Genomic DNA, 19,593 nt, shown 5'->3' with positions numbered 1-19,593 from the left:
CCCCGGGAATCGAATCTTCAGATTCCCAGGTCGCCGACAGTATCGTCTTCGACCATGACGACTTCCGCGCAACCGAACGAACACCTCGTCAACCACTTCACGCGCAAGCTCGAGTGCGAGACCGACGCCTCGGACGTACACGCGGACCAGGAGGCAGGGCGGCGATTCCTACTGATCGACTCCCGCGGCGACGCCGCATGGAACCAGGCCCGCGTCGTCGGTGCGACGCACCTGCCCACCGCACAGATCGCCCAGCGAGCACCCGCGGAAATACCGGTGGACATGCCGGTGGTGACCTACTGCTGGGGCCCCGGCTGCAACGGCGCCACTCGCGCGGCCCTGGAGTTCGCGAAGCTCGGCTACCGGGTCAAGGAGATGATCGGCGGCTTCGAATACTGGGCCCGCGAAGGACTCCCCGTCGAGAACGACCACGGCAGGATTCCGCACGCCACGGATCCGCTGACGGCCCCGCTCGACGCCACCACGTGTGACTGCACGTGACGTTCACCCGGACCGCACGCTGAACCAGGACCGGCTCGATCACCGCCGTTCCCAGGCCGAACCGCGGTCTCAGCAGAAGTACGGTCTCAGCAGAAGTGCGGTCTCAGCCGCGGCTGCGGTGTCAGCCTCGGCCGCGGTCGACCTGCTGGGAACGGCCATCGCCGGGCAGGAACGGCCACTCCGGGCTCCGCGGGTCGCCGCCGCGCCCGTCATCGCCACCGTCGTCGCCATCACCGTCACCCGATTCGCAGACCACCCGCGGCACCGGCCGGTACGTCACGGTCGTCGACTGCCGGTCCACGACACGGTCGCCGTTCAGTGTCGTCACCACACGCGTGTCGGTGACGGTGAAGCCCTCCGCTCCCGACGTCTCCTCACAGTCCGGACCGCGTTGCCGCTGCACCGGCGGCGACTGCACATCCCTGCGGTCACTCGTCGAACCGCTGACGCGGTACTGCTTCGTGCTCCACAGCCGCACCGTCACGCTGTCGCCCGACGTCCACGCCTGCACCGCCACCCCGCTGTCGAGGTTGTTGGTCAGCGACAGGTCGACCGTCGACCCGTCGGGCAGCTGCGACACGGCGTCGCGGCCTGCGGGGTAGCGGTCGACGTACGTCGGGTGCGCCGTGTGACCCGCGTCCTTCAGCCCAGCTGCGTAGGCGGCGTTGTACAGCGTGCTCGTCAGCTGGGACACGCCGCCGCCGATCATCCGCGGGCCGGTGCCGCCGGAATACAACGGCGCCTCGACGTAACCCTTCGACGACGTGCGCGGACCGGTCGCCTCGTCGAGGCTGAACGTGTCGCCGGGACGCACCACCGTGCCGGTCACCGCGGCAGCCATCGTCGACACGTTCCGCGCGGCGGCGCCGCTCAGCCCACCGGTCGTGAACTCGCCGACGACCTCCTTCATGCCGAGTTTCCTCAGGTCCTTCGTACTCACGTCGGGCGCCTGCACCTGGTACACGACGTCGAGCGTGCGCCCCTCCTGCTTTGCCGCCATGGTGAAGAACGGCGCGAACGTCTCCTGCCAGTCGATCCGCCTGCCTTCCTTCGACGGTTCGACCGACGGTTCGGAGCCCGCGAACACCAGCTCGGCGTTCGACGCGCGCTGTTCGGTCTCGCGCAGCCGGGGCACCAGCACGTCCTGCAGCTCGGCCCTGTCGAGCGTCAGCTGCAGCGCCCCTTCGTCGGAGGGTTCGTGCTGCATCGCGGCGCTGATGTGCTTCGGCGTGAGCGTCGCCGTCGTCTCGTCGGCGCGCACCGCCACGGGTGCCGACACGAGCGGCTTCGTCTGTTCGAGGGCTCGCCGCACCGCCTCCTTCGTGGTCTTCGCGGGCGTGACGTCGACGTCGAGGGTCACGCCCTTGGCGGCCAGCCAGTCCGCCTTGATCTCCTTCATCGCACCGTCGACGTCGGTGAGGCGCTGACCCTGCCGAGGCATGATCGGGAACGGTTCGACCGCGCCGTCGTCACCGCCGGACACGGTGCGGAACCCGACGTCGCCCTCGCGCACACCGTGGTCGATCTCGCTGCCGGCCAGGCCGGTGATCGCCTCGCGCAGCACGTCGTCGTCGGCCGAGGACACGACGCCGATCTCCCGCGAGGAGAACAGCGACGTCAGCCGCGACACGGGGTCGATCGGCTGGTTGCCCGCACGTTCCACGGTGCCTGCCCAGTCGAGGCCGAGGCCCGCGTCGGCCGGGTCGAGCCGCGTCGTGACGTCCCCTGCCCGCACCGGCAGCGGGTCGGTCAGCTGCGGGCCGAGCTCGGTCCGCAGCTTCTGCTCGGCGTCCGCGGCGCTCAATCCGCCGACCTCGACACCGGCCACCGTCACCCCGCGCGGCACGTCACCGAGGCTGGTCAGCAGGTCCGCCAGGTACACGAGCAGCAGCGCGACGAGCGTGCCGCCGAACACCATGAACGCTTTGCCGATGCCGCGCCGGACCCTCGTACGCGCGGGACGGTTGCGGGGTTCGGCCGGGCCGAGCAGGTCGTCGGCGAGGCCGGTCTCACCGGCCGCAGCGGCCTCGTCGCGGTACCGCACGCTCGGGTACGCCGAGAACGCCGCGGCAGGCAGGTCCGTACCCGTGGACTCGGGATCGGTCTGGTCGGCAGGCCACGCCGGATCGTGCGAAAGCAGCCAGTTGTCCGGCAGGTTCAGCGACCCGTCATCCTCGTGAATCCGGTCCTGATGAACCTCGTACCCGCCGTCATCGGACTCCCCGCGCTCGCGCGGGGAGTGGTCAGGGACGTCCTCGGGGTGGGCCGGGTGTTCCCACGGCCGGTCGAACTCCTCGCGCACCAGCCCTCCCCGCGCGCTCGACGCTACAAGTACAAACCTGTTCCCTGTTCGGTCCGCTCACTGGCGATGGCGTGGATGTCACGCTCGCGCATCACCAGATAGGCATCGCCCTGGATCTCCACCTCGAGCGGATCCTCGGGGTTGAACAGGACGCGGTCGCCGACCTGGATGTTGCGCACGTTGTTGCCGACGCCGAGGACGTCGCCCCAGCACAGCCTGCTGGCGACCTGCGCGGTCGCCGGAATGACGATGCCGCTGCTGCTGCGGCGTTCGCCGTCGTCCGACGGCTGCCGGACGAGCAGCCGATCGTGCAACATCTGGATTTCGAGCTTCGCGTCCGAATCCGCGTTGTCCGGGGGTTCCACCACAGGTTCATGTTAAGCCCCCGCAGGACCCGGATTTCCGGACATCACCAGGCTCAGCTCGCCGTCTCCGTGGCGTTCGACCCGGACCGGCACGCCCCAGTCCTGCCGCGTGACCCGGCAGACGGGATGTTCGGCGTCGATGTCGCAGCTGGCCGCCTGGGCGACGACCTGCAGTACACCCTCGGTCACGTCGCCGGAGAGGCGGATCAGACGTGACAGGTCACTGTCGGCCCCGTCGCCCTCGAGGAGCAGTTCCGGCGGGGAGGCGCTCACCTCGAGCCGCGTCGACGGGCCGTAGCGGTCGTCGAGCTTCTGCCCCGGCGGCGGCGTGAACACCACGTTCAGCTGCACCGCGCCCGAGCCCAGTACCGTCGCGGGCCTGCGCACCTCGAGCGCATCACCCTCGACCCGGTCGGCGTCCGACAGGTCCAGCGGCGTCAGGCGGTGCGCACCCGTTTCCACGGCGAACACGCCGTCGCCCGCCACGACGAGGCCCGCCGGTTCGGCCAGCCCCGAGGCAACCGTGCCGACCTCGCCCGTCGCGGGGTCGTAGCGGCGGATCGCCCCGTTGTAGGTGTCGGCGACGCCCACGGTGCCGTCGGGCAGCACCGCCACGCCCTGCGGATGCTGCAGCAGCGCGTGGGCGGCCTTGCCGTCGCGGTGGCCGAAGTGGAACAGGTCCGTGCCGACGGCGGTGTACACGTCGTGGCCGCCGTCGCCGTCACCCTCGATCCACCGCAGCGCCGACGTCTCGGCGTCGACGAACCACATGCGGTTGCGGCCCACGGCCAGTCCGGACGGCTGCGCGAGGAACGCCTCGTCGGCGCGGCCGTCGCGCAGCCCCTCGGTGGTGGTGCCCGCCAACCGGCGCACCGTGGCCTCGACCGGGTCGAACAGGCCGAGCGTGTGGTTGCCCGCCATCGCGACGACGACGCCGCCGGGGCCGCCGTCGGCCTCGTCCCACCAGCACACGTCCCACGGACTGGTCAGGGCGACGTCGAGCGCCTTGCCCGTGTCGTCGCCGTCCCGCCATTGCTCGCCGGTACCCGCCACGGTCGTCACGGCACCGTTCGACAGGTCGACCCCGCGCAGCGTGTGACCCGCCGTGTCGGCGACGACCAGGTGGTAGCCGACCCGCTGGGCGACCGCCTCCGGCAGCAGTGTCAGGCCCGACGGCTCGGCCAGCGAGGCCACGTCGAACGCCCCGTCCCGGGCCCCGCGCTCACCGCTGCCGAACCTGCGGACGACCGTCTCGGCGTCGGAGGCGAACTCGGCGACGCCGTGCCCCGCGGTGTCGGCCACGAGCAGGCGCCCGCCGGCGGTCGCGACGGCCTTCGCGGGGAAGCGCAGTTCGGTGTCGGCCGCCTCACCCGCCACGTACGGGCTGTCGCCGCGACGCAGCGTGCCCTTCGCCTCGTGCGCCTCGGCCAGCTCGGCGACGACGCGGCTCAGCGCCTCACCGTGCCCCTCACCTGCGGCGACGTGCACGATGTAGCCCTCGGGGTCGACGACGACGAGCGTCGGCCACGCCTTGATCGCGTACTGCCGCCACGTCGTCATGTCCGGATCGTTCAGCACCGGGTGGGCCACGCCGTACCGCTCGACGGCCGCCGCGATCGCCTCGCGCTCGCCCTCGTGCGTGAACTTCGGCGAATGCACCCCGATGGTCACGAGCACGTCGGCGAACTCCTCCTCGATGGGACGGAGTTCGCCGATCACGTGCTGACAGTTGATGCAGCCCGACGTCCAGAAGTCGAGCAGAACGATCTTGCCCCGCAGCTCGGCGAGGCGGAGCTGCTCGTCACCCGTGTTCAGCCAGTCGGTGCCGGCGAGTTCGGGCGCGCGGATGTGCTGCCGCGCGGCACTCGTCGCGGGCACCGGATCGGTAATGCTCACGACTCCAGTCAACGTCATCCGAGCCGAAAGGTGAGCCCCCGCGTGCGGCATTACACCCGCGAGAGCGATCACCCTCGGGTGAGAGAATGCGCAGGGTATTTTCGCACGTCGTCGTTCGTCGCCGTACTGGTCCGATCGGGTCCGTAGGCAGCGACACTCGAATCGGACGAGTGTTGCTGACGACACCACACGTAACGCAGGACGGGCGTTTCACGACGAGGTGGTCAAATCGGGCACAACAACCCCAAGAGCGCAAGAACAGGTTGGCTTCGGGTGGTTCTTCTTGTGCACACACTGCGGAGGACATGCACGTGACAGTGACCGGATACGCCCCGGGCGCGTACGACCTGTTCCACGTCGGGCATCTGAACATCCTGCGACGCGCGAGCGCTCGGTGCGACCGGCTGGTCGTCGGTGTCGTCACCGATGAGGTGGTGCATCGCGTGAAGGGAAGACTCCCGATCGTTCCCTTCGACGAGCGCCTCGAGATCGTACGGAGCATTCGCTACGTCGACGAGGCGGTAGCCGATCCGTACACCGACAAGTTCGAAGCATGGGAGGACCTGCGCTACGACATCCTGTTCAAGGGCGATGACTGGCGCGGCACCGCGAAGGGCAAACGTCTCGAAGAGCGGCTCGGCGCCGTGGGGGCGCGGGTCGTCTACTTCCCCTACACCATGCACACCTCGAGCACGGTCTTACGGAAGGTGATTTCCGAGACCGCATGATCGACACTTTAGTGTGATCAAACTGTGTCCGATCAGTGCGCTGGGACCGTAACGTGGCACTTCTCGAATTCGACTACCCTCACACGAGTGATTTGATCATCACTCGTGTGAGGGTAGGCCTCTAGCTGGTGTGCGCCTGCGGTGCGCTTGGTGTGCGCCTGCGGCGTGCTCGGTGTGACGGCTCGGCAGCGTAGCGATTCGAGGAGCATGGATGCGGCGTCGGCGTACGCGAGACCACATTCGTTCGGTGGCGGCAGCAGCCATCGCCGTAGTACTCGCGGCAGGCTCGACGGTTTTCGTCGACACGACCGCCAACGCGCAGGGCTCGGGCCCCACCGGCAGTGCATCCCACGATGCCGCCGCCTCGTGCTGGGAGATCAAGCAGAACGACCCGGACGCCCCGGATGGCTCCTACTGGTTGCAGACCCCGTCGCTGGTCGCGCCGGAACGGTTCTACTGCGACATGACCACCGACGGCGGTGGCTGGGTATTGATCGGCAGGGGACGCCAGGACTGGCGGCAGGAGTATCAGGGTCAGGGCACTCCAGCGCAGGTTCGTGACGCGGTGACGGGGCAGGACGCGTTCACCGTCCGAAGCCTGCCTTCGCGCACCGTTGACGGGCTGCTCAACGACGGCAGGGTGGATGCGCTCGACGACGGGATCCGGGTCAGGCGGGCCAAGAACACCAGCGGCACCAGCTGGCAGGATGCCCGGTTCGAGTTCGAGAACCGCGATCGCTGGGTGTGGAGTTTCGGTGCTGAACACCGGGTCGGTTCCTACGATTTCGGTGGGTTCTTCGGCAGCGGCTCCGGTGGGCAGACGAACGACTTCGGCAAGGACGACTCGTACCGCCGGATCGACACCCGGAACGACCACAGCGGACAGGGCTGGTTGCGTGGCTGGTCCTACGGATCCCGGGTGAGCGGGTCGAACAGCGCGGACTCGTACCTGTGGTCCGAGACGGACGGTGCCGGGCATGCCCGACCCTTCACCCAGATCTATCTCCGGCCGAAACTCACCCAGGACGACCTCGACTACACGGAGATCGCCGAGCAGGGGACCGCACCGTCCGAACGGCGGCCGCTGCTCCAGAGCGGGGCCGAACCGCAGGAATGGGGTGTGACCGGGCGGGCCACGTCCAACACGAACGAGCACTACACCGAGGCGCGAACATTCGGCCAGTCCGGCGACACCGTCTTCGTCGGCGGCAACTTCCGTAACGTTCAGAAGGGCCCTGACCCAGGGCCCGGGGAGCGGATCGAACAAAGCTACCTGGCGGGCTTCGATGTGGACACCGGAGACTGGGTCTCCTCGTTCCGTCCGGACTTCAACGGACCGGTCAGGGCGCTGTCCGTACTGCCGAGCGGACTGGTCGTCGCAGGCGGCGAGTTCACCGAGGTCAACGGGGAGTCCAACGCGGGGCTCGTCGCGCTCGACCCGGCGACCGGTGACATCGCAGACGAATGGCACGTGGCCATGGAGAACCGGCTGACGTGCTGTTCCACGAAGGTCTGGACGCTCGAACAGCAAGGCGACTGGCTCTACGTGGGCGGATCCTTCACCCACATGCGCGGAATGGGACAGAGCCGGACTGCCTACAGCCGCAATACCGGGCGGATCGACGTGAGCACCGCAAGCCCGGACCAGGACTGGAACCCCGAGTTCAACGGGACCGTGTTCGACCTCGATACCGGCGCCGACGGCGACCGGATCTATGCGGCGGGGCATTTCACCTGGTCGCAGCACGAGCCAGCCGAGAAGGTGGCCGTCGTCAGCACCGAGCAGGGCGCCCCTCTCGTGCCGGGAATGGCGGACCCGTCCTTCAGTAATTCGACGAACTATCAGCAGACGATCCTGGAAGCGGGCGACCGGGTGTGGGTCGGCGGGTCCGAGCACAGCCTGTTCAGCTACGCCCGGTCGGACTTCGAGTTGCTGTCGGGCAACATCACCAAGAATGGCGGGGACTTCCAGGCGACCGAACTGATCGACGGCGTCGTGTACGGAACCTGCCATTGCAGACACTGGAACTACTCGGATGCCTACACCTGGCAGGATGTCGGCACCGACTGGACGCAGGCCGACAAGCTGGGCTTCATCGGTGCCTGGGATGCCGAAACGGGTGAGTATCTTCCCGAGTTCAACGCAAGACTGAACGGGCACAGGGACCAGGGGCCGTGGGACGTGTTCCAGGACAGCACCGGCACGGTGTGGTTCTCCGGAGACTTCCGGCAGGGGCTGCGCCAGAACGGATGGTCGTGGACCTGGCTCGGTGGTTTCGCACGGTTCGAACCGCGCGACACCACCGCTCCGACGGTCCCGGGCTCACTGTCGAGCACGGACAACGGGGACGACACGGTCCGGCTGTCGTGGAAGGGTTCGACCGACGACCGCGGTTCCGTGAGTTACGAGGTCCTGAAGGACGACCGCGTCGTCGCGGTCAGGCCATGGCAGACCGAGGTCGAGGTTCCCGACGAGCCAGGGCGTTACTTCGTCCGGGCCGTCGACGACACCGGTAACCGCTCGGCCAGCACGTCGGCACACGACATCGGCGGCTCGAGTGGTGGTGCGTGACGAATTGGCGAACGAAGCGCCGTAATATGCCGACCATGCCCGGATCGTCGTGGTCGAACCCCGCTGTGAGCGAGGGACCCGATGACACCTGCCCGTCAGTGAGCGTCGTGATCCCCACTCGGGACCGACCCGAACTCGTGACCAGGGCGGCCCGCGCGGTCCTTGCGCAGGAGTATGCGGGTGATATCGAGTGCATCGTGGTGTTCGACCAAACCGAGCCGCATCCCCTGCCACTGGACAACGGATCGCATCCCGGTCGGCGGATCGTGCTACGGCGCAACGAGCGGACGTCCGGCCTCGCGGGTGCACGCAACACCGGGATCCTCACGGCGACCGGCGAGATCGTCGGGCACTGCGACGACGACGACGAGTGGCTGCCCGGCAAGCTGGCTCGCCAACTCGAGCGGTGGCACGCCGAACCGGCTGCTCCCGCTGTGGCCACCGGCTTGGTGATCCGCAACGACACCGGTGAGCATCGCCGTCTCGCGCCGGAGCGGGCTACGTTCGCCGACTTCCTCGCGTCTCGGATCATGGAGATCCACTCCTCGAGCCTGCTGGTGCACCGGGCGGATCTGCTCGGCCGAATCGGGCTCGTCGACGAAGGACTGCCGGCCTCCTACGGTGAGGACCACGAGTGGCTGCTGCGAGCCACCCGGCACGGCGACGTGGTGAGCGTGCCGGAGCCGTGCGTCCGCATCAACTGGAATCGGCCGTCGTTCTACATGGGCAAGTGGCAGGCGATGGTCGATGGTCTGACCTACATGCTGGACAGGGTGCCCGAGTTCGCCGACAACCCGCGGGGACTGGCCAGGATGGAAGGCCAGATCGCCTTCGCCTGTGCCGCGATGGGTCGGCGTCGTGCCGCGGTGCGGTGGGCGTTGCGCACGCTGCGTCATGACCCTCGGCAGGTGCGCGGCCTCGGAGCGCTCGCGGTGGCGGCACGGGTGGTCAAAGCGGACCGTCTCGTGCGGCTCGTCCAGTCACGAGGCCGGGGCCTTTAGCGGCCATGGCCCTGCAAGCTCCACAACGGTCGCAGGCACCACCCACAGCAAGGCGTCCCCTGCCCTCGTGGCCGGTGGACGCCCTACTGTGGGGGTTTCCGGTCTGGTGGCTGCTGGGCATGACGCCCTTCATCGTGGTGATCATGGCTATCGTGATGGCCGCCATCCTGCTGGTCCGACGAGATCTGTACGTCGTCGCAGGAATTTCACCGTGGTTCGGCTTCATCGCGTGGACGATCCCGTGCGCGTTGATGCTCGATTCCCCGCTCCGGCTCGTCGGCTACGGTCAACGTGCGGCGAATTACGTCGCGATCGCGATCGTGCTGCTGTACGTCGTCAACGCCAGGCAGCGCCTCTCGATGACGCGCGTCGTCGGCGGCCTCACCGCGGTCTGGGTCACGGTCGTGGCAGGCGGTTACCTCGGAACGTTCTTCCCCGAAGGACGCCTGACGACCCCCGTCGGCCTACTACTGCCGGACGCTCTCACCGGCAACGAGTACGTCTTCGATCTGGTCTTCCCCCCGTTCGCCGAGATCCAGCACCCGTGGGGTGCGCCGGAACCGTACATCCGGCCGTCGGCTCCTTTCCCGTACGCCAACGGCTGGGGCAGTGCGATGGCCCTGCTCACGCCGGTGGCGCTGGCTCAGATGGCCATGACGCGATCGACGCGAGTCAAGGTGCTGCTCGTCGGCTGCCTGGCCGCAGCCATCGTGCCGACGCTGGCGGGACTCAACCGAGGTATGTTGCTCGGCCTCGGGGTCGCGCTCGCGTACGTCGCGGTCCGGTTGATGTTCCGTGGCACGATGCTGCCGTTTCTCGGACTCGCCACCTGCGGCCTCGTCGCTGCTTCCGCTGCCGTTTCACTCGGGTTGATCGACGCGTTGCGGGAACGGGCACAGCTCGGGAGCAATGAGACCAGGATGCTGATCTATCGCGAGACGTTCGAGCGGACCCTGGAATCCCCGTTACTCGGTTTCGGCGCGCCGAGGCCGTCCGAGGTCGTCGATCTCTCCGTCGGCACGCAGGGTCACCTGTGGATGATGATGTTCTCCTTCGGCTTCGTCGGCCTCGGGCTGTTCCTGTGGTTCCTCTTCGGCTCCGTGCTTCGTACTTGGCGAGCGCCCGGCTTCTCGCGCCTGTGGCTGCACAGCTCGCTCGTCGCGGCCAGCACATTGATCATCTTCTACGGAATCGACACCATGCAGTTGCTGACCATCGCGCTGGTAGCGGCGATCCTGCTGCGCGACCCGGTAGTTCGCGCCCACCGCACCCCGCCGGTCACCGAACCGGTCACGTTCGAGCCGCACTCTCGGGTGGCCGGGGTATGAACCGTGAGCGCGTTGCCCGATCGGGCTTGATCAGCCTCGCGGGCGGTGGAACGGGTGCGGTGTTCGGCCTGCTCCTCGCTGTCGTCGTCGGCCGCGGCCTCGGCCCGGAGGACACCGGGTTCTTCTTCCAGATGATCGCACTGTTCATGATCATCGCGAACGTCGGCGAGCTCGGTGCCGACACCGGACTGGTCCGCGAACTGGCCCGGCAGGTCTCGCTGGGCCGCTACGCCGACCTCGTCCGAACGATCGCGATAGCCGCGATCCCGGTCGCCGCCATCGGGATCGTCGTGCTCACCGCCATCTGGCTGTTCGCACCCGAAGTGGCCCAGGTGATCTCTTCACCGGCCGCGCATCCGACAACAACGACCTTGATCGTCAACACGATCCCGTTCGCGCTGCTGGCCTCGCTACTGACCGTCCTGCTCGGCGCGACTCGCGGCCTCGGGGGAGTGCTGCCCTTCGTCGGGATCATCAATATCGGGCTGCCGGTAGCGCGCGTCGTCGTCGTGCTGATCGTGTTGAGCACCGGGTTCGGCCTGATCGCGGCGGCGCGGGCATGGACGTGGCCGCTCGTGGTGGCCTGCGCCGGCGCCGCTGTGATCCTGGCCGGCCAGTTGTCGCGAATGGTGCCCCGCACCGATGCGGCTGTACAGCCGCGTACCCCCACCCGAGCACTCGTTCGCGAGTTCTGGTCGTTCAGCGCGGCGAGGGGTGTGGCGGCCGCGCTCGAGATCGGGCTGGCGTGGGCCGATGTGCTGCTGGTCGCCGCGCTCCTGGGGCCGACCGAGGCAGGCGTGTACGCAATAGTCTCGCGGGCCGCACGTGCCGGGCTCCTGGTGGACACGGCAATGCGGATGGCTTTGTCTCCCCGGGTCAGTGCGACCTTGGCGGTCGGCGACCTCGCCGGTGCACGCGCTCTCCACCTGAGCACGACCAGGTCGTTGATCCTGCTGTCCTGGCCGTGCTACCTCACACTGGCTCTGTTCGCACCCGCCGTACTCTCCGCCTTCGGCCAGGGATTCGACGCAGGCGAGAATGCCATGATCGCGCTCTGCGCGGCGATGATGCTGTTGTCGGCAACCGGGATGCTGCAGACCGTTCTTCTCATGGGTGGCCACAGCCAGTGGCAGATGGGCAACAAGGCCGCCGCTCTCGTGGTCAACATCGTCGGGATACTGCTGCTGGTACCGCTGTGGGGCATCGTCGGAGCCGCCATGGCGTGGGTCATCACCGTTGCGGTCGACGCGGCTCTGGCCTGCTGGCAGGTGCACCGTCTGATGGCCGTCGACATCGCGCTGCGCAGCCTGGCCCCCGCGGTCGCGGTTGTCGTGGGCGCTGTCGTGCTGCCGGGGCTGCTCGTCCGCGGTGTCTTCGGCGCGACGATACCGGCGCTGGCGGTCCACGTCGTGATCGCGACCGCGGTGTTCGTCCTGCTGTGCCGGCGCTTCCGTGAGCAGTTCGAACTCGATGCGCTGAGCGGGATGCTGCGCTCGCCCATGTCGAAAGGCTCCCGTCGGTGAGCACGCCTACCCGGACGCCAGGCTCCACACCCGCACGTAGTCGACCTCGTAGATCACCGGGAACGTGGGCGAGCGCAGACCGGTGCTGTCGCAGTTCGGGGGTTCTCCTCCCGACAGGCAGAACCCACCGTCGTATCGGGAGTAGCCCGGGGGATCGTCGGGATGGCCCACCCATGGCCCGCCGGTGTGCGTGTTGATCGACAGGTCCCACAGGTCGGGCTGCGCGAAATCGTGCCAGAACTTCGGTTCGGTGGCCAGATGTTCGCCGACCAGCACGCCGTCGGTGTAGAAGCGGAACCGGACGTCGTCCGACTCGGGAATGATTCCGACACCCCAGGTATGCCAGTCCGGTTCCGCGTCCGGCTCCTCGATGTGGGTGCTGACGTCGAAGGTGTTCTTGCTGCCGTCGAGGTGCAGTGTCTGCCGTGTGTTCCCCGGTTCGGCGCAGTGGAAGACCTCCATGAGGTCGACCTCGGCGATACTGGCTCCGGCGCGATGCCGTAGCCAGCATGCGTGCAGCATGCCCTGTGCATGCTGGACCTTGCCGCGCATCTCGAAGAATCCCGCTCTGGGGAAGAACGTGTCCCTGGCCGGCTCCGGACTGCCTTGCGGACCACGGCGCGCGGTCGACAGGAACCCCGAGGTGAAATCCTTGTCGCGGTAGTGCTCGCGTTCGGTGAACACCCGCAGCGTCCCGTCGGCACGCAGGTTCTCCGGACGAAGATAGTCCTCGGTCTGGTTGGCCCAGCCGTACGTATTGTGGTAGCGGTACCACAGGGAGCGGTCGATGGTGCCGAACTGATCCTCGAAGTGGGGCGCCCATCGATGGCCGGGTGGTGGATCGGCGCCGTCCGGCGACGCCGAGGGTCGTGAATACCCGAAGGTGGCTCTCGAGTACCCGAAGGCGGAGCCAGGCACGACCGGCGTCAGACCGGCCGCGGTCCCCGCCGCGGCGAGCACAGCGCCACGAAGAACATTCCGTCGCCCGTACGCGCGCTCGGTCATCGGCAGTCAGGGGCGCAGCACCCGGTGGGCCTGTTTCCCCTTCCCCCTTTCAGCCCGTACGCGCGGCCTTCCCGCACGGGGTCGACCGACGACCTTCTCGACATGGCTACACCGCCTTGACATCGAGTTCTCGATACCGCCTGACCAGGCTCAACACCAGCAACAGAGTGTTGAGGACGAACAGGATGCCGTAACAGACAAGGAAAAGCGAGCTCGAACCCCACCCGATGAAGATCAGGCAGAGCACGCCGAAATCCCCCGGAAGTGCGAGGAGCGACCGGGCGGCCGAATCGCTCGTCGATGAGTGAACACCTTCGGGAGGACCGGACTGCCGGCGCATCTGCTCGGCAAGGATCAGCGCGAAGAACCGGACAACCGTGACCAGCAGAAAGCCGATCGGGAGGAGAAGCAGCGCGGACGGGAGCTCACCGTGGAAGCGGTACAGAGCGATCAGGACGCCGAGATGGAGCGCGGGCATGCGTGCGGCGTCGACGACGTGGTCGAGCCATTCCCCGGCCGGGCTTCCACCACCCCGCAACCGGGCGAGCTGCCCGTCGGCCGAGTCGAGAACATACCCGGCGGCAAGACCCACGGCGACCGCGATCCCCAGGACCAACGACGGCTGCATCGTCACCAGCACCGTGATCGACAGGAACGAGAGGACACCACTGATGACGGTGACCTGGTTCGGGGTCAAACCGACGACGTGGGCCAGCGCAGCAGCGAGCCTGCCGAGAGGCCGGTTCACATAGCGGGTGTAAGCCGGGACGCCCGCGCCCGCCTTCTGGGCAGCACTCAGATCGCGGACCGCCTGACCGATCTGCCGCGGCGTCGCCGCCCGAGAGCTCGTCATTACCCATCCCACCGTGCGGCGAACACCGCAGTGTCGTGATCTGTGCCCTGTCGCACCGCAGCACCACCTGTGCCAGGCATTACGTACACTAACCGGGGTGCTCGAACTGGACGAAATGCGCCTCTCCATCTCGACCGTGGCGACCGTGGCGACCACGGTCCGCGACGACAGGAGCGCGGGTCGGGCACCGGTACGCCGTGAGAGGTAACGCCGATGACTGAGGACAGTCCTGCGATCCGCCTCACCGACATCGTTACGCGGCTCCGCCGGAGATGGCGTGTCATCGCGCTGACCGTCGGTGTCTGCGTGGCGCTCGCCATGGTGTTCGCATTCCTGCAACCGCGGACCTACACCGCAGTCTCGGTACTGACGGTCAATCCCATCGCGGCAAATCCGTTCGGGGGAGCATCGGGCACTCAAGAGGTGAACATCACGACTGAGCGCGCCGTCGTGCAGTCCACCGAGGTCGCGGAGGCCGCACGCGAGATCATCGGGTCGACGGCCGACCCGCGTGACCTCGTCGAGCGCATCGACGTGACATCACCGACGGACGCGCTCATCCTCGAGATCGAGGCGCAAGCAGGCCGGGCCGAGGAGGCGGCCGCCACTGCGAACGCGTTCGCCGAGGCCTATCTCGCCACGCGCACGGCAGCGGCGACCGATGTCGACGACCGCACCGAGAAGATCGACGAGCGCATCGCCGAGTTGACTGCTCAGCTCTCGCAATCCGTTGACGATCCGGAGCTGCCGGTCCCGGAGTCGATCCAACGCGAGATCGATGGCCTGCGCGACATGCGCAGCGAGCTGACCGCCACCGTGATCGACCCTGGCCGCGTCATCACCAGCGCCGCGCCTCCCCGCAACGAATCCTCGTTGGGACTGCCGATCTTCGCAGCGGGCGGGCTGGCCGTCGGCCTGCTCGCAGGGGTCGGTGTCGCGCTCGCCCGCGAACGCTTCGACAGCCGAGTCGGCAACGGCACGCGCCTGTCCGGCGTCATCGCTCTGCCCGTGTTGGAAGAACACGGGCAGAGCGGCTTCGACGACCTGTTGAATCGGCTCGTCATCCGCCTCGACCTCGATCCCGACCTCGAATTCCTCACCGTCGGTGTGGTCGGGGCGGATGGCCCCAGCAGCGATCGGGTCTCACGGCGACTCAGCAGTGACCTCACGGCGGCCGGATATCGAGCGCTGTTCGTGCCGTGGGGGGATCGCTCGCCGGCAGAACTCGAAGGCGGCCTCGTCAACTCCGTAAGAGGTGATCAACAGGGCGCGGACCCGGTCAGGGTCGTCGTCATCAGCGCCTCCGCCGAAGAGGGCATCGGCCGGACCGCGATGCTGGCCCAGCGACTGGACAAGGTGGTCGTCACGACGAGCAGCACAGCGAAGATGGAAGACGTGACAGAACTCGTCGAAGAGATCGGCGCCACGGGAGCGGGCATCGACGCCGTCGTCGCTGTTCGGACATCGGGGCGCGCTGTTCGGACATCGGGGCGCAGAGCCGATCGGCGCCCGCGGAACGACACCACCGAGAACACGGAGCCACCGGCGCACTCGGACACGGTCTTCGACTGGTCCGGGGACGGCCCCCCGGCCGATCCGACGATTCGCTTCCGTCCCGTCTCAGCACGAGGACGCGTCAGGAAAGGAGTGCACCGCGACTTTCCATGAGCTGTCCACGAACTCCATCGTGTAGAGATGCGGCGTTCTGACGCTCTCACCGGCAGGCCCGCCCGACAACGACTCACCGCGCTCGTCGACTACGCGAACGTCGGTGGAGTCGATGCAGGTCTGCACCGTCACGGCCGGTGGGGTCTGATCCAGCGCGACGGAGGTTACCCGGCGAGCGACGACGGCCACCGAACCTTCCTGGCGCCACTTGTTGTCGGCGAACTCGCCTGCGGTGTTCTCCAGCTCGCCCCGGGCGGGGCCGTGCGCGACCGCGTCCACGCCGTCCGGCATTTCGGCCGGGGCCTGCAGAGCGTCGTCACTGAGCTCGAGGAACGTCTCGAGCGTTCCCGTCGCGTCGCGTGCCGCTGATTCCGGGTCCAACGCTGCCGAGTCGCCCGCCGTGCCCGGAGGGGTCTCGCGTGATGTGGTGGCCGGTCTCGAAGTGGACGAGGTGCTCGGTCGCGAGGTGGACGAGGTGCTCGGTCGATCGGTACGCCCGTCATCGCGGGCAGCACCGGTAGCGACGGCCGCGTCGTCCGACGTGTTCCCGCCCGAGTGCAGCAAGCCGGCGGTCACGAGTACGCCCACCATCGCCAGCGCCGACAGCGAACCGATGACCACGGCCCGTCGCCGGGACCGCCCTGCGGCTGTGGTCGAGTCCACCGGCGCGCCGTCCTCGTTCCCGTTCACCCGTCCTCGCCTTCTGTGCCTACGTGTGCTGCTGTCGTCATCCGAGCGCGCCATGCGAACCGGATGAGCTGCGTGACCCGTCGGACGCGCACCCAGCCCGGTGCGCGTCCCAGTGCGTCGGACAGAACTGCGCCGACGTTCTCGGCCGCGCGGGAAGCAGGGCTTGCGTCACCGCAGATTCGGTAGGCCATCGGATCGGTGTACGCGCGGTCGAGCTGCGTCCGCAGTGCAGCCTCGGTCTCGGCGAGATGGATCCAGCCTGCTTCCGCCATCCTGCGGCTGAACGCGACCTGGTGATCGTCCACGTGCTCGCCGCGGGACGCCGTGCGCGGCACCACGATCGGCAACAACCCGGCCGACCGCGCGTCCATGATCGTGTTGGGGCCGCCGTGGGTGACAACGACCCGGGCACGGCCCAGGTGGTCGACCAGCTCGTCGCGCGGAATGATGTCGGCGCTGTCTGCGGACAGGAGGGGACGCGAGTAGCCGGTCTGCGCGAAGGCCTCGACGTCGCTGCGGTCGGCGATCCAGTCGTCCAGCCAGGACACGAGCCGATCGAAGGGATGGTGGTCGGTGCCGAGCACGGCGACCAGGAGTTCGCTCACAGGGCCGCTCCTACGTAAATGCCTTCCGGGTAGATGCGCCGCTGCTCTTCCCACTGCAGGCAGAAGTGGTCAGCGAGGGGATAACACAGCATCCCCGTGAGCGACGGCCGGTCTATTCGGTCGAACACCTCCAGATAGATCGTGCGGACACGCAACGCTCTCGCCACCACGAAGAACGGAAAGGCCACGCCGGCTCCGTTCGAGACGACCACGTCCGGCCGCTCACGGCGCAGCGTTCGCACCGCGAGCACCAGATTGCGGGCAGCGTTGCGGATGTTGCGGGTAACCGGGTGGTAGGCCCAGGTGACGGATTCGCCCTCCAGTGCCGACACTGCGTCGGGTTTGTCGAAACTCACCCAGTGCCTGTCATGTCCGGACCAGCACTCGGCCAGGTTGTCCAGTTGTGCCAGATGGCCGCCCGTCGACGCGACCAGCATGATCTTCATGAGTTCAGTAGGCTCCCTTGCCCTGAACGACCGCTCGCACGGTCTTCCACAAGATCGCCGCATCCAGGGCGAGCGACCAGTCCTCCACATAGCGCAGATCCAGCCGCACGCTGTCCTCCCATGACAGGTCACTGCGCCCGCTGACCTGCCACAGCCCGGTCATCCCCGGCTTGACCAACAGTCTTCTTCCGACATCGGGATCGTAGGTCCGGCTCTCCTCGGGAAGCGGCGGACGCGGCCCCACCAGCGACATGCTCCCGGCCAGCACGTTGAACAACTGCGGCAGTTCGTCGATCGAGAATCGCCGCAGTACCGACCCGACACGCGTCACCCGCGGATCCCCGCGCACCTTGAACAGCGGCCCTTGCGCCTCGTTCGCCGCGGCGAGGGATACGCGTTCCGCATCGGCACCGACCCGCATCGTGCGGAACTTCCACATCCAAAACGTCTCACCGTCTCGTTTGACACGTCGCTGGGAGTAGAAGACGTGGCCGCCGCCGTCCAGCTTGATCGCGGCCGCGATCAGCACGAGCAGCGGGGCGGTCAGCGCCAGCGCGACACCGGCGCCGAGGCGGTCGACGACCTCCTTGACGAACCGGCGACCACCGGTGAACGCAGGCGGGACGACGCGCAGCATAGGCATACCCAGCACGCCGGAGACGTTCAATCGCGGACCGCCTACCTCCATCAGTACCGGCGCCACAACGAGTTCGGCAGACGTTCCCTCCAGGTCCCACGCCAACCGCTGAAGCCTGCTCTGCGTCCAGTACGAATCCGGGGTCACCGCAACGATCCGATAGCCCGTCCGCCTCACCTGTTCGGCGAGGTCGTCGAGGCCGCCGACGATGGGCACACCACTGATTTCGCCGGCACGAGCATGGTCGGCACCCGGGTTCGCGATGCACGCCGCCTCGACCCGCCAGCCGACGTGCGGATTGGCGCGGACACGTTCGACCAGGTCCTGAATCGAACCGGCTCCGCCTGCGGCCACCACGGGCAGCGTGCACCGGCCCTTGGCACGGGCGCGATGCAATCGTTGCCGAAGGGCGTACCTGGCAACAACGACGACGACCGCGACGACCGGTACGACGACGAAGGCCCACGGGCGCAGATCGAGCAGGCCGAACAGCGCCGCAGCCAGCGCCAGCACCACCGCAGCCGTCAGCATCCCGAGACCGAGTCTGCGGAACTCCTCCGCACCTTCGCCGAGTACCCGCTGGGACCACGCGCGCCGTCCCATCAGTGAACCGAGCACTACCAGCGCGGTCGGCACCGGGTAGACGAAATCCAAGAGCTCTGTCCGGCCGACATCAGCCAGCAGCGCTGCGCCGATGATCACAATCAGTGTCGCTGCCACATCGCTCGCGATGACCGCTGATCGGTAGTCTCGTTCCCACTGCAGTCTCGGGCCGTTTCCACGGCGGCTGCCCCGTGGTGGGTGCGGAAGGACCGCGTAACGACCCCATGCCCCCGAGTCGGTGTGATCATCCTCAGCAGGCCCGTGCCGTAGTCCGTCATGAGACACCAGCGGCGCACGGGTCTGTTCCTGCATACACACTCCCCTTGGGTGGGCCCGCTCGAGCTACGCCCGAACACCGCACACTTTCGGTAGCTCAATGTTCATCCGCCAGGAGGATGAACGTTTCCTTTCGGGTTGTCTCCGTGTCGGTACTACGCGTTTCAGCATTCCGCGCATGGTGTCCAATTCGTTATGTTTAGCCGTTTCACACACGCGCGTGGCGGCACCCGACGCCTGGGTGCAGGGACCGCGCTGATGCGCTCGTGCGGGGCCGTTCGGCGCGCGGTGACACACCAGGGGTGATCGCGACGATCACGACCGTCACGACCGAGCAGCGGACCTTCACGGAGCGTGATCTATCCGATGTGGACCGTGTGGTCGTGGGCAGGCGACATCCACATCGACCTCCGCCGGGAGGAGCACGAGCTGTGCTTTCCGATGCCGATCGAGGTATGGACCGACGGACGCAAGCAGCTCGCCGCCCTGGCCGATGGTCACCACGGACCGGGAGAGTCGTGGGCCGACCTTGCTACGCGACTACGCTCGCCGCGATCCGGGCGATCGAGGCCGCCGACGCCGCGAGGTCTTGAC

16 protein-coding genes are annotated in these 19,593 nt (G+C 67.9%); 7 read left to right on the top strand and 9 right to left on the bottom strand.

What is annotated here, in order from left to right; all coding sequences use genetic code 11:
• The first annotated feature begins 54 nt into the window (after positions 1-54).
• Entirely contained in the window at positions 55-501 is a 447-nt protein-coding gene (locus LY41_RS13390) for a rhodanese-like domain-containing protein (protein ID WP_253864327.1), read from the top strand.
• Between the two features lie 121 nt (positions 502-622).
• On the opposite strand, the gene LY41_RS23880 is transcribed toward LY41_RS13390, so the two are convergent.
• From LY41_RS23880 to LY41_RS13375, 3 genes are read right to left on the bottom strand one after another with little or no spacing between them, the layout of a single operon-like run.
• A complete protein-coding gene (locus LY41_RS23880) occupies positions 623-2,803 on the bottom strand; it encodes a VanW family protein (protein WP_253864326.1) in 2,181 nt (726 codons plus the stop codon).
• Positions 2,804-2,826: 23 nt separating this feature from the next.
• Complete coding sequence (locus LY41_RS13380; protein ID WP_253864583.1) at positions 2,827-3,120, bottom strand: GroES family chaperonin; 294 nt, start codon at positions 3,118-3,120, stop codon at positions 2,827-2,829.
• Positions 3,121-3,180: 60 nt separating this feature from the next.
• Positions 3,181-5,016: an NHL domain-containing thioredoxin family protein gene (locus tag LY41_RS13375; RefSeq protein WP_253864582.1), complete on the bottom strand. Its 1,836-nt coding sequence runs from the start codon at positions 5,014-5,016 to the stop codon at positions 3,181-3,183.
• 353 nt (positions 5,017-5,369) lie between these two features.
• On the opposite strand from LY41_RS13375, the gene LY41_RS13370 reads away from it, so the two are divergent.
• The 5 genes from LY41_RS13370 (at position 5,370) to LY41_RS13350 (ending at position 12,216) form a co-directional block, all read left to right on the top strand.
• A complete protein-coding gene (locus LY41_RS13370; RefSeq protein WP_253864325.1) occupies positions 5,370-5,792 on the top strand; it encodes an FAD synthase family protein in 423 nt (140 codons plus the stop codon).
• 247 nt (positions 5,793-6,039) lie between these two features.
• Complete coding sequence (locus LY41_RS13365) at positions 6,040-8,364, top strand: fibrinogen-like YCDxxxxGGGW domain-containing protein (RefSeq protein WP_253864324.1); 2,325 nt, start codon at positions 6,040-6,042, stop codon at positions 8,362-8,364.
• Positions 8,365-8,390: 26 nt separating this feature from the next.
• Positions 8,391-9,365, top strand: a complete 975-nt coding sequence (locus LY41_RS13360; RefSeq protein ID WP_308292252.1) for a glycosyltransferase family 2 protein — start codon at positions 8,391-8,393, stop codon at positions 9,363-9,365.
• 74 nt (positions 9,366-9,439) lie between these two features.
• Complete coding sequence (locus LY41_RS13355) at positions 9,440-10,693, top strand: O-antigen ligase family protein (RefSeq protein WP_253864322.1); 1,254 nt, start codon at positions 9,440-9,442, stop codon at positions 10,691-10,693.
• A complete protein-coding gene (locus tag LY41_RS13350; protein WP_253864321.1) occupies positions 10,690-12,216 on the top strand; it encodes a lipopolysaccharide biosynthesis protein in 1,527 nt (508 codons plus the stop codon). The genes LY41_RS13355 and LY41_RS13350 overlap by 4 nt, the downstream gene beginning before the upstream one ends.
• A gap of 6 nt (positions 12,217-12,222) precedes the next feature.
• Here the strand turns inward: LY41_RS13350 and LY41_RS13345 are convergent, their stop codons facing one another.
• A complete protein-coding gene (locus LY41_RS13345; RefSeq protein ID WP_253864320.1) occupies positions 12,223-13,221 on the bottom strand; it encodes a glycoside hydrolase family 16 protein in 999 nt (332 codons plus the stop codon).
• Positions 13,222-13,327: 106 nt separating this feature from the next.
• Positions 13,328-14,074, bottom strand: coding sequence for a CDP-alcohol phosphatidyltransferase family protein (locus LY41_RS13340; RefSeq protein WP_253864319.1), 747 nt, complete (start codon positions 14,072-14,074; stop codon positions 13,328-13,330).
• Positions 14,075-14,287: 213 nt separating this feature from the next.
• Here LY41_RS13340 and LY41_RS13335 point away from each other — a divergent pair, with 213 nt between their 5' ends.
• A complete protein-coding gene (locus tag LY41_RS13335; RefSeq protein WP_253864318.1) occupies positions 14,288-15,742 on the top strand; it encodes a Wzz/FepE/Etk N-terminal domain-containing protein in 1,455 nt (484 codons plus the stop codon).
• Here the strand turns inward: LY41_RS13335 and LY41_RS13330 are convergent.
• From LY41_RS13330 to LY41_RS13315, 4 genes are read right to left on the bottom strand one after another with little or no spacing between them, the layout of a single operon-like run.
• The gene (locus LY41_RS13330; RefSeq protein ID WP_253864317.1) at positions 15,695-16,432 is read right to left on the bottom strand and encodes a hypothetical protein; all 738 of its coding nucleotides are present in this window, start codon (positions 16,430-16,432) and stop codon (positions 15,695-15,697) included. The genes LY41_RS13335 and LY41_RS13330 overlap by 48 nt on opposite strands.
• Positions 16,429-17,037, bottom strand: coding sequence for a glycosyltransferase (locus tag LY41_RS13325; RefSeq protein WP_253864316.1), 609 nt, complete (start codon positions 17,035-17,037; stop codon positions 16,429-16,431). The genes LY41_RS13330 and LY41_RS13325 overlap by 4 nt, the downstream gene beginning before the upstream one ends.
• Entirely contained in the window at positions 17,034-17,483 is a 450-nt protein-coding gene (pssD, locus tag LY41_RS13320; protein WP_253864315.1) for a PssD/Cps14F family polysaccharide biosynthesis glycosyltransferase, read from the bottom strand. Before pssD ends, LY41_RS13325 begins: the two co-directional genes overlap by 4 nt.
• 4 nt (positions 17,484-17,487) lie before the next feature.
• Positions 17,488-19,035 (bottom strand): sugar transferase, encoded by a 1,548-nt coding sequence (locus LY41_RS13315; RefSeq protein ID WP_372493246.1) that lies wholly within the window; start codon positions 19,033-19,035, stop codon positions 17,488-17,490.
• Positions 19,036-19,593 lie beyond the last annotated feature (558 nt).

This window comes from Prauserella halophila (genome assembly GCF_024171895.1).
Taxonomy (GTDB): domain Bacteria; phylum Actinomycetota; class Actinomycetes; order Mycobacteriales; family Pseudonocardiaceae; genus Prauserella; species Prauserella halophila.
Note: the sequence above shows the minus strand (reverse complement) of the source record. Positions and strands in the feature narration are given on the sequence as shown.

Excerpts from the sequence above, each read along its gene's own strand:
- LY41_RS13380 (WP_253864583.1), bottom strand. The coding sequence starts at position 3,120 with ATGTTGCACGATCGGCTGCTCGTCCGGCAGCCGTCGGACGACGGCGAA.
- LY41_RS13390 (WP_253864327.1), top strand. The coding sequence starts at position 55 with ATGACGACTTCCGCGCAACCGAACGAACACCTCGTCAACCACTTCACG.
- LY41_RS13340 (WP_253864319.1), bottom strand. The coding sequence starts at position 14,074 with ATGACGAGCTCTCGGGCGGCGACGCCGCGGCAGATCGGTCAGGCGGTC.
- LY41_RS13350 (WP_253864321.1), top strand. The coding sequence starts at position 10,690 with ATGAACCGTGAGCGCGTTGCCCGATCGGGCTTGATCAGCCTCGCGGGC.
- LY41_RS13345 (WP_253864320.1), bottom strand. The coding sequence starts at position 13,221 with ATGACCGAGCGCGCGTACGGGCGACGGAATGTTCTTCGTGGCGCTGTG.
- pssD (WP_253864315.1), bottom strand. The coding sequence starts at position 17,483 with ATGAAGATCATGCTGGTCGCGTCGACGGGCGGCCATCTGGCACAACTG.
- LY41_RS13360 (WP_308292252.1), top strand. The coding sequence starts at position 8,391 with ATGCCGACCATGCCCGGATCGTCGTGGTCGAACCCCGCTGTGAGCGAG.
- LY41_RS13315 (WP_372493246.1), bottom strand. The coding sequence starts at position 19,035 with ATGCAGGAACAGACCCGTGCGCCGCTGGTGTCTCATGACGGACTACGG.
- LY41_RS13370 (WP_253864325.1), top strand. The coding sequence starts at position 5,370 with ATGCACGTGACAGTGACCGGATACGCCCCGGGCGCGTACGACCTGTTC.
- LY41_RS13335 (WP_253864318.1), top strand. The coding sequence starts at position 14,288 with ATGACTGAGGACAGTCCTGCGATCCGCCTCACCGACATCGTTACGCGG.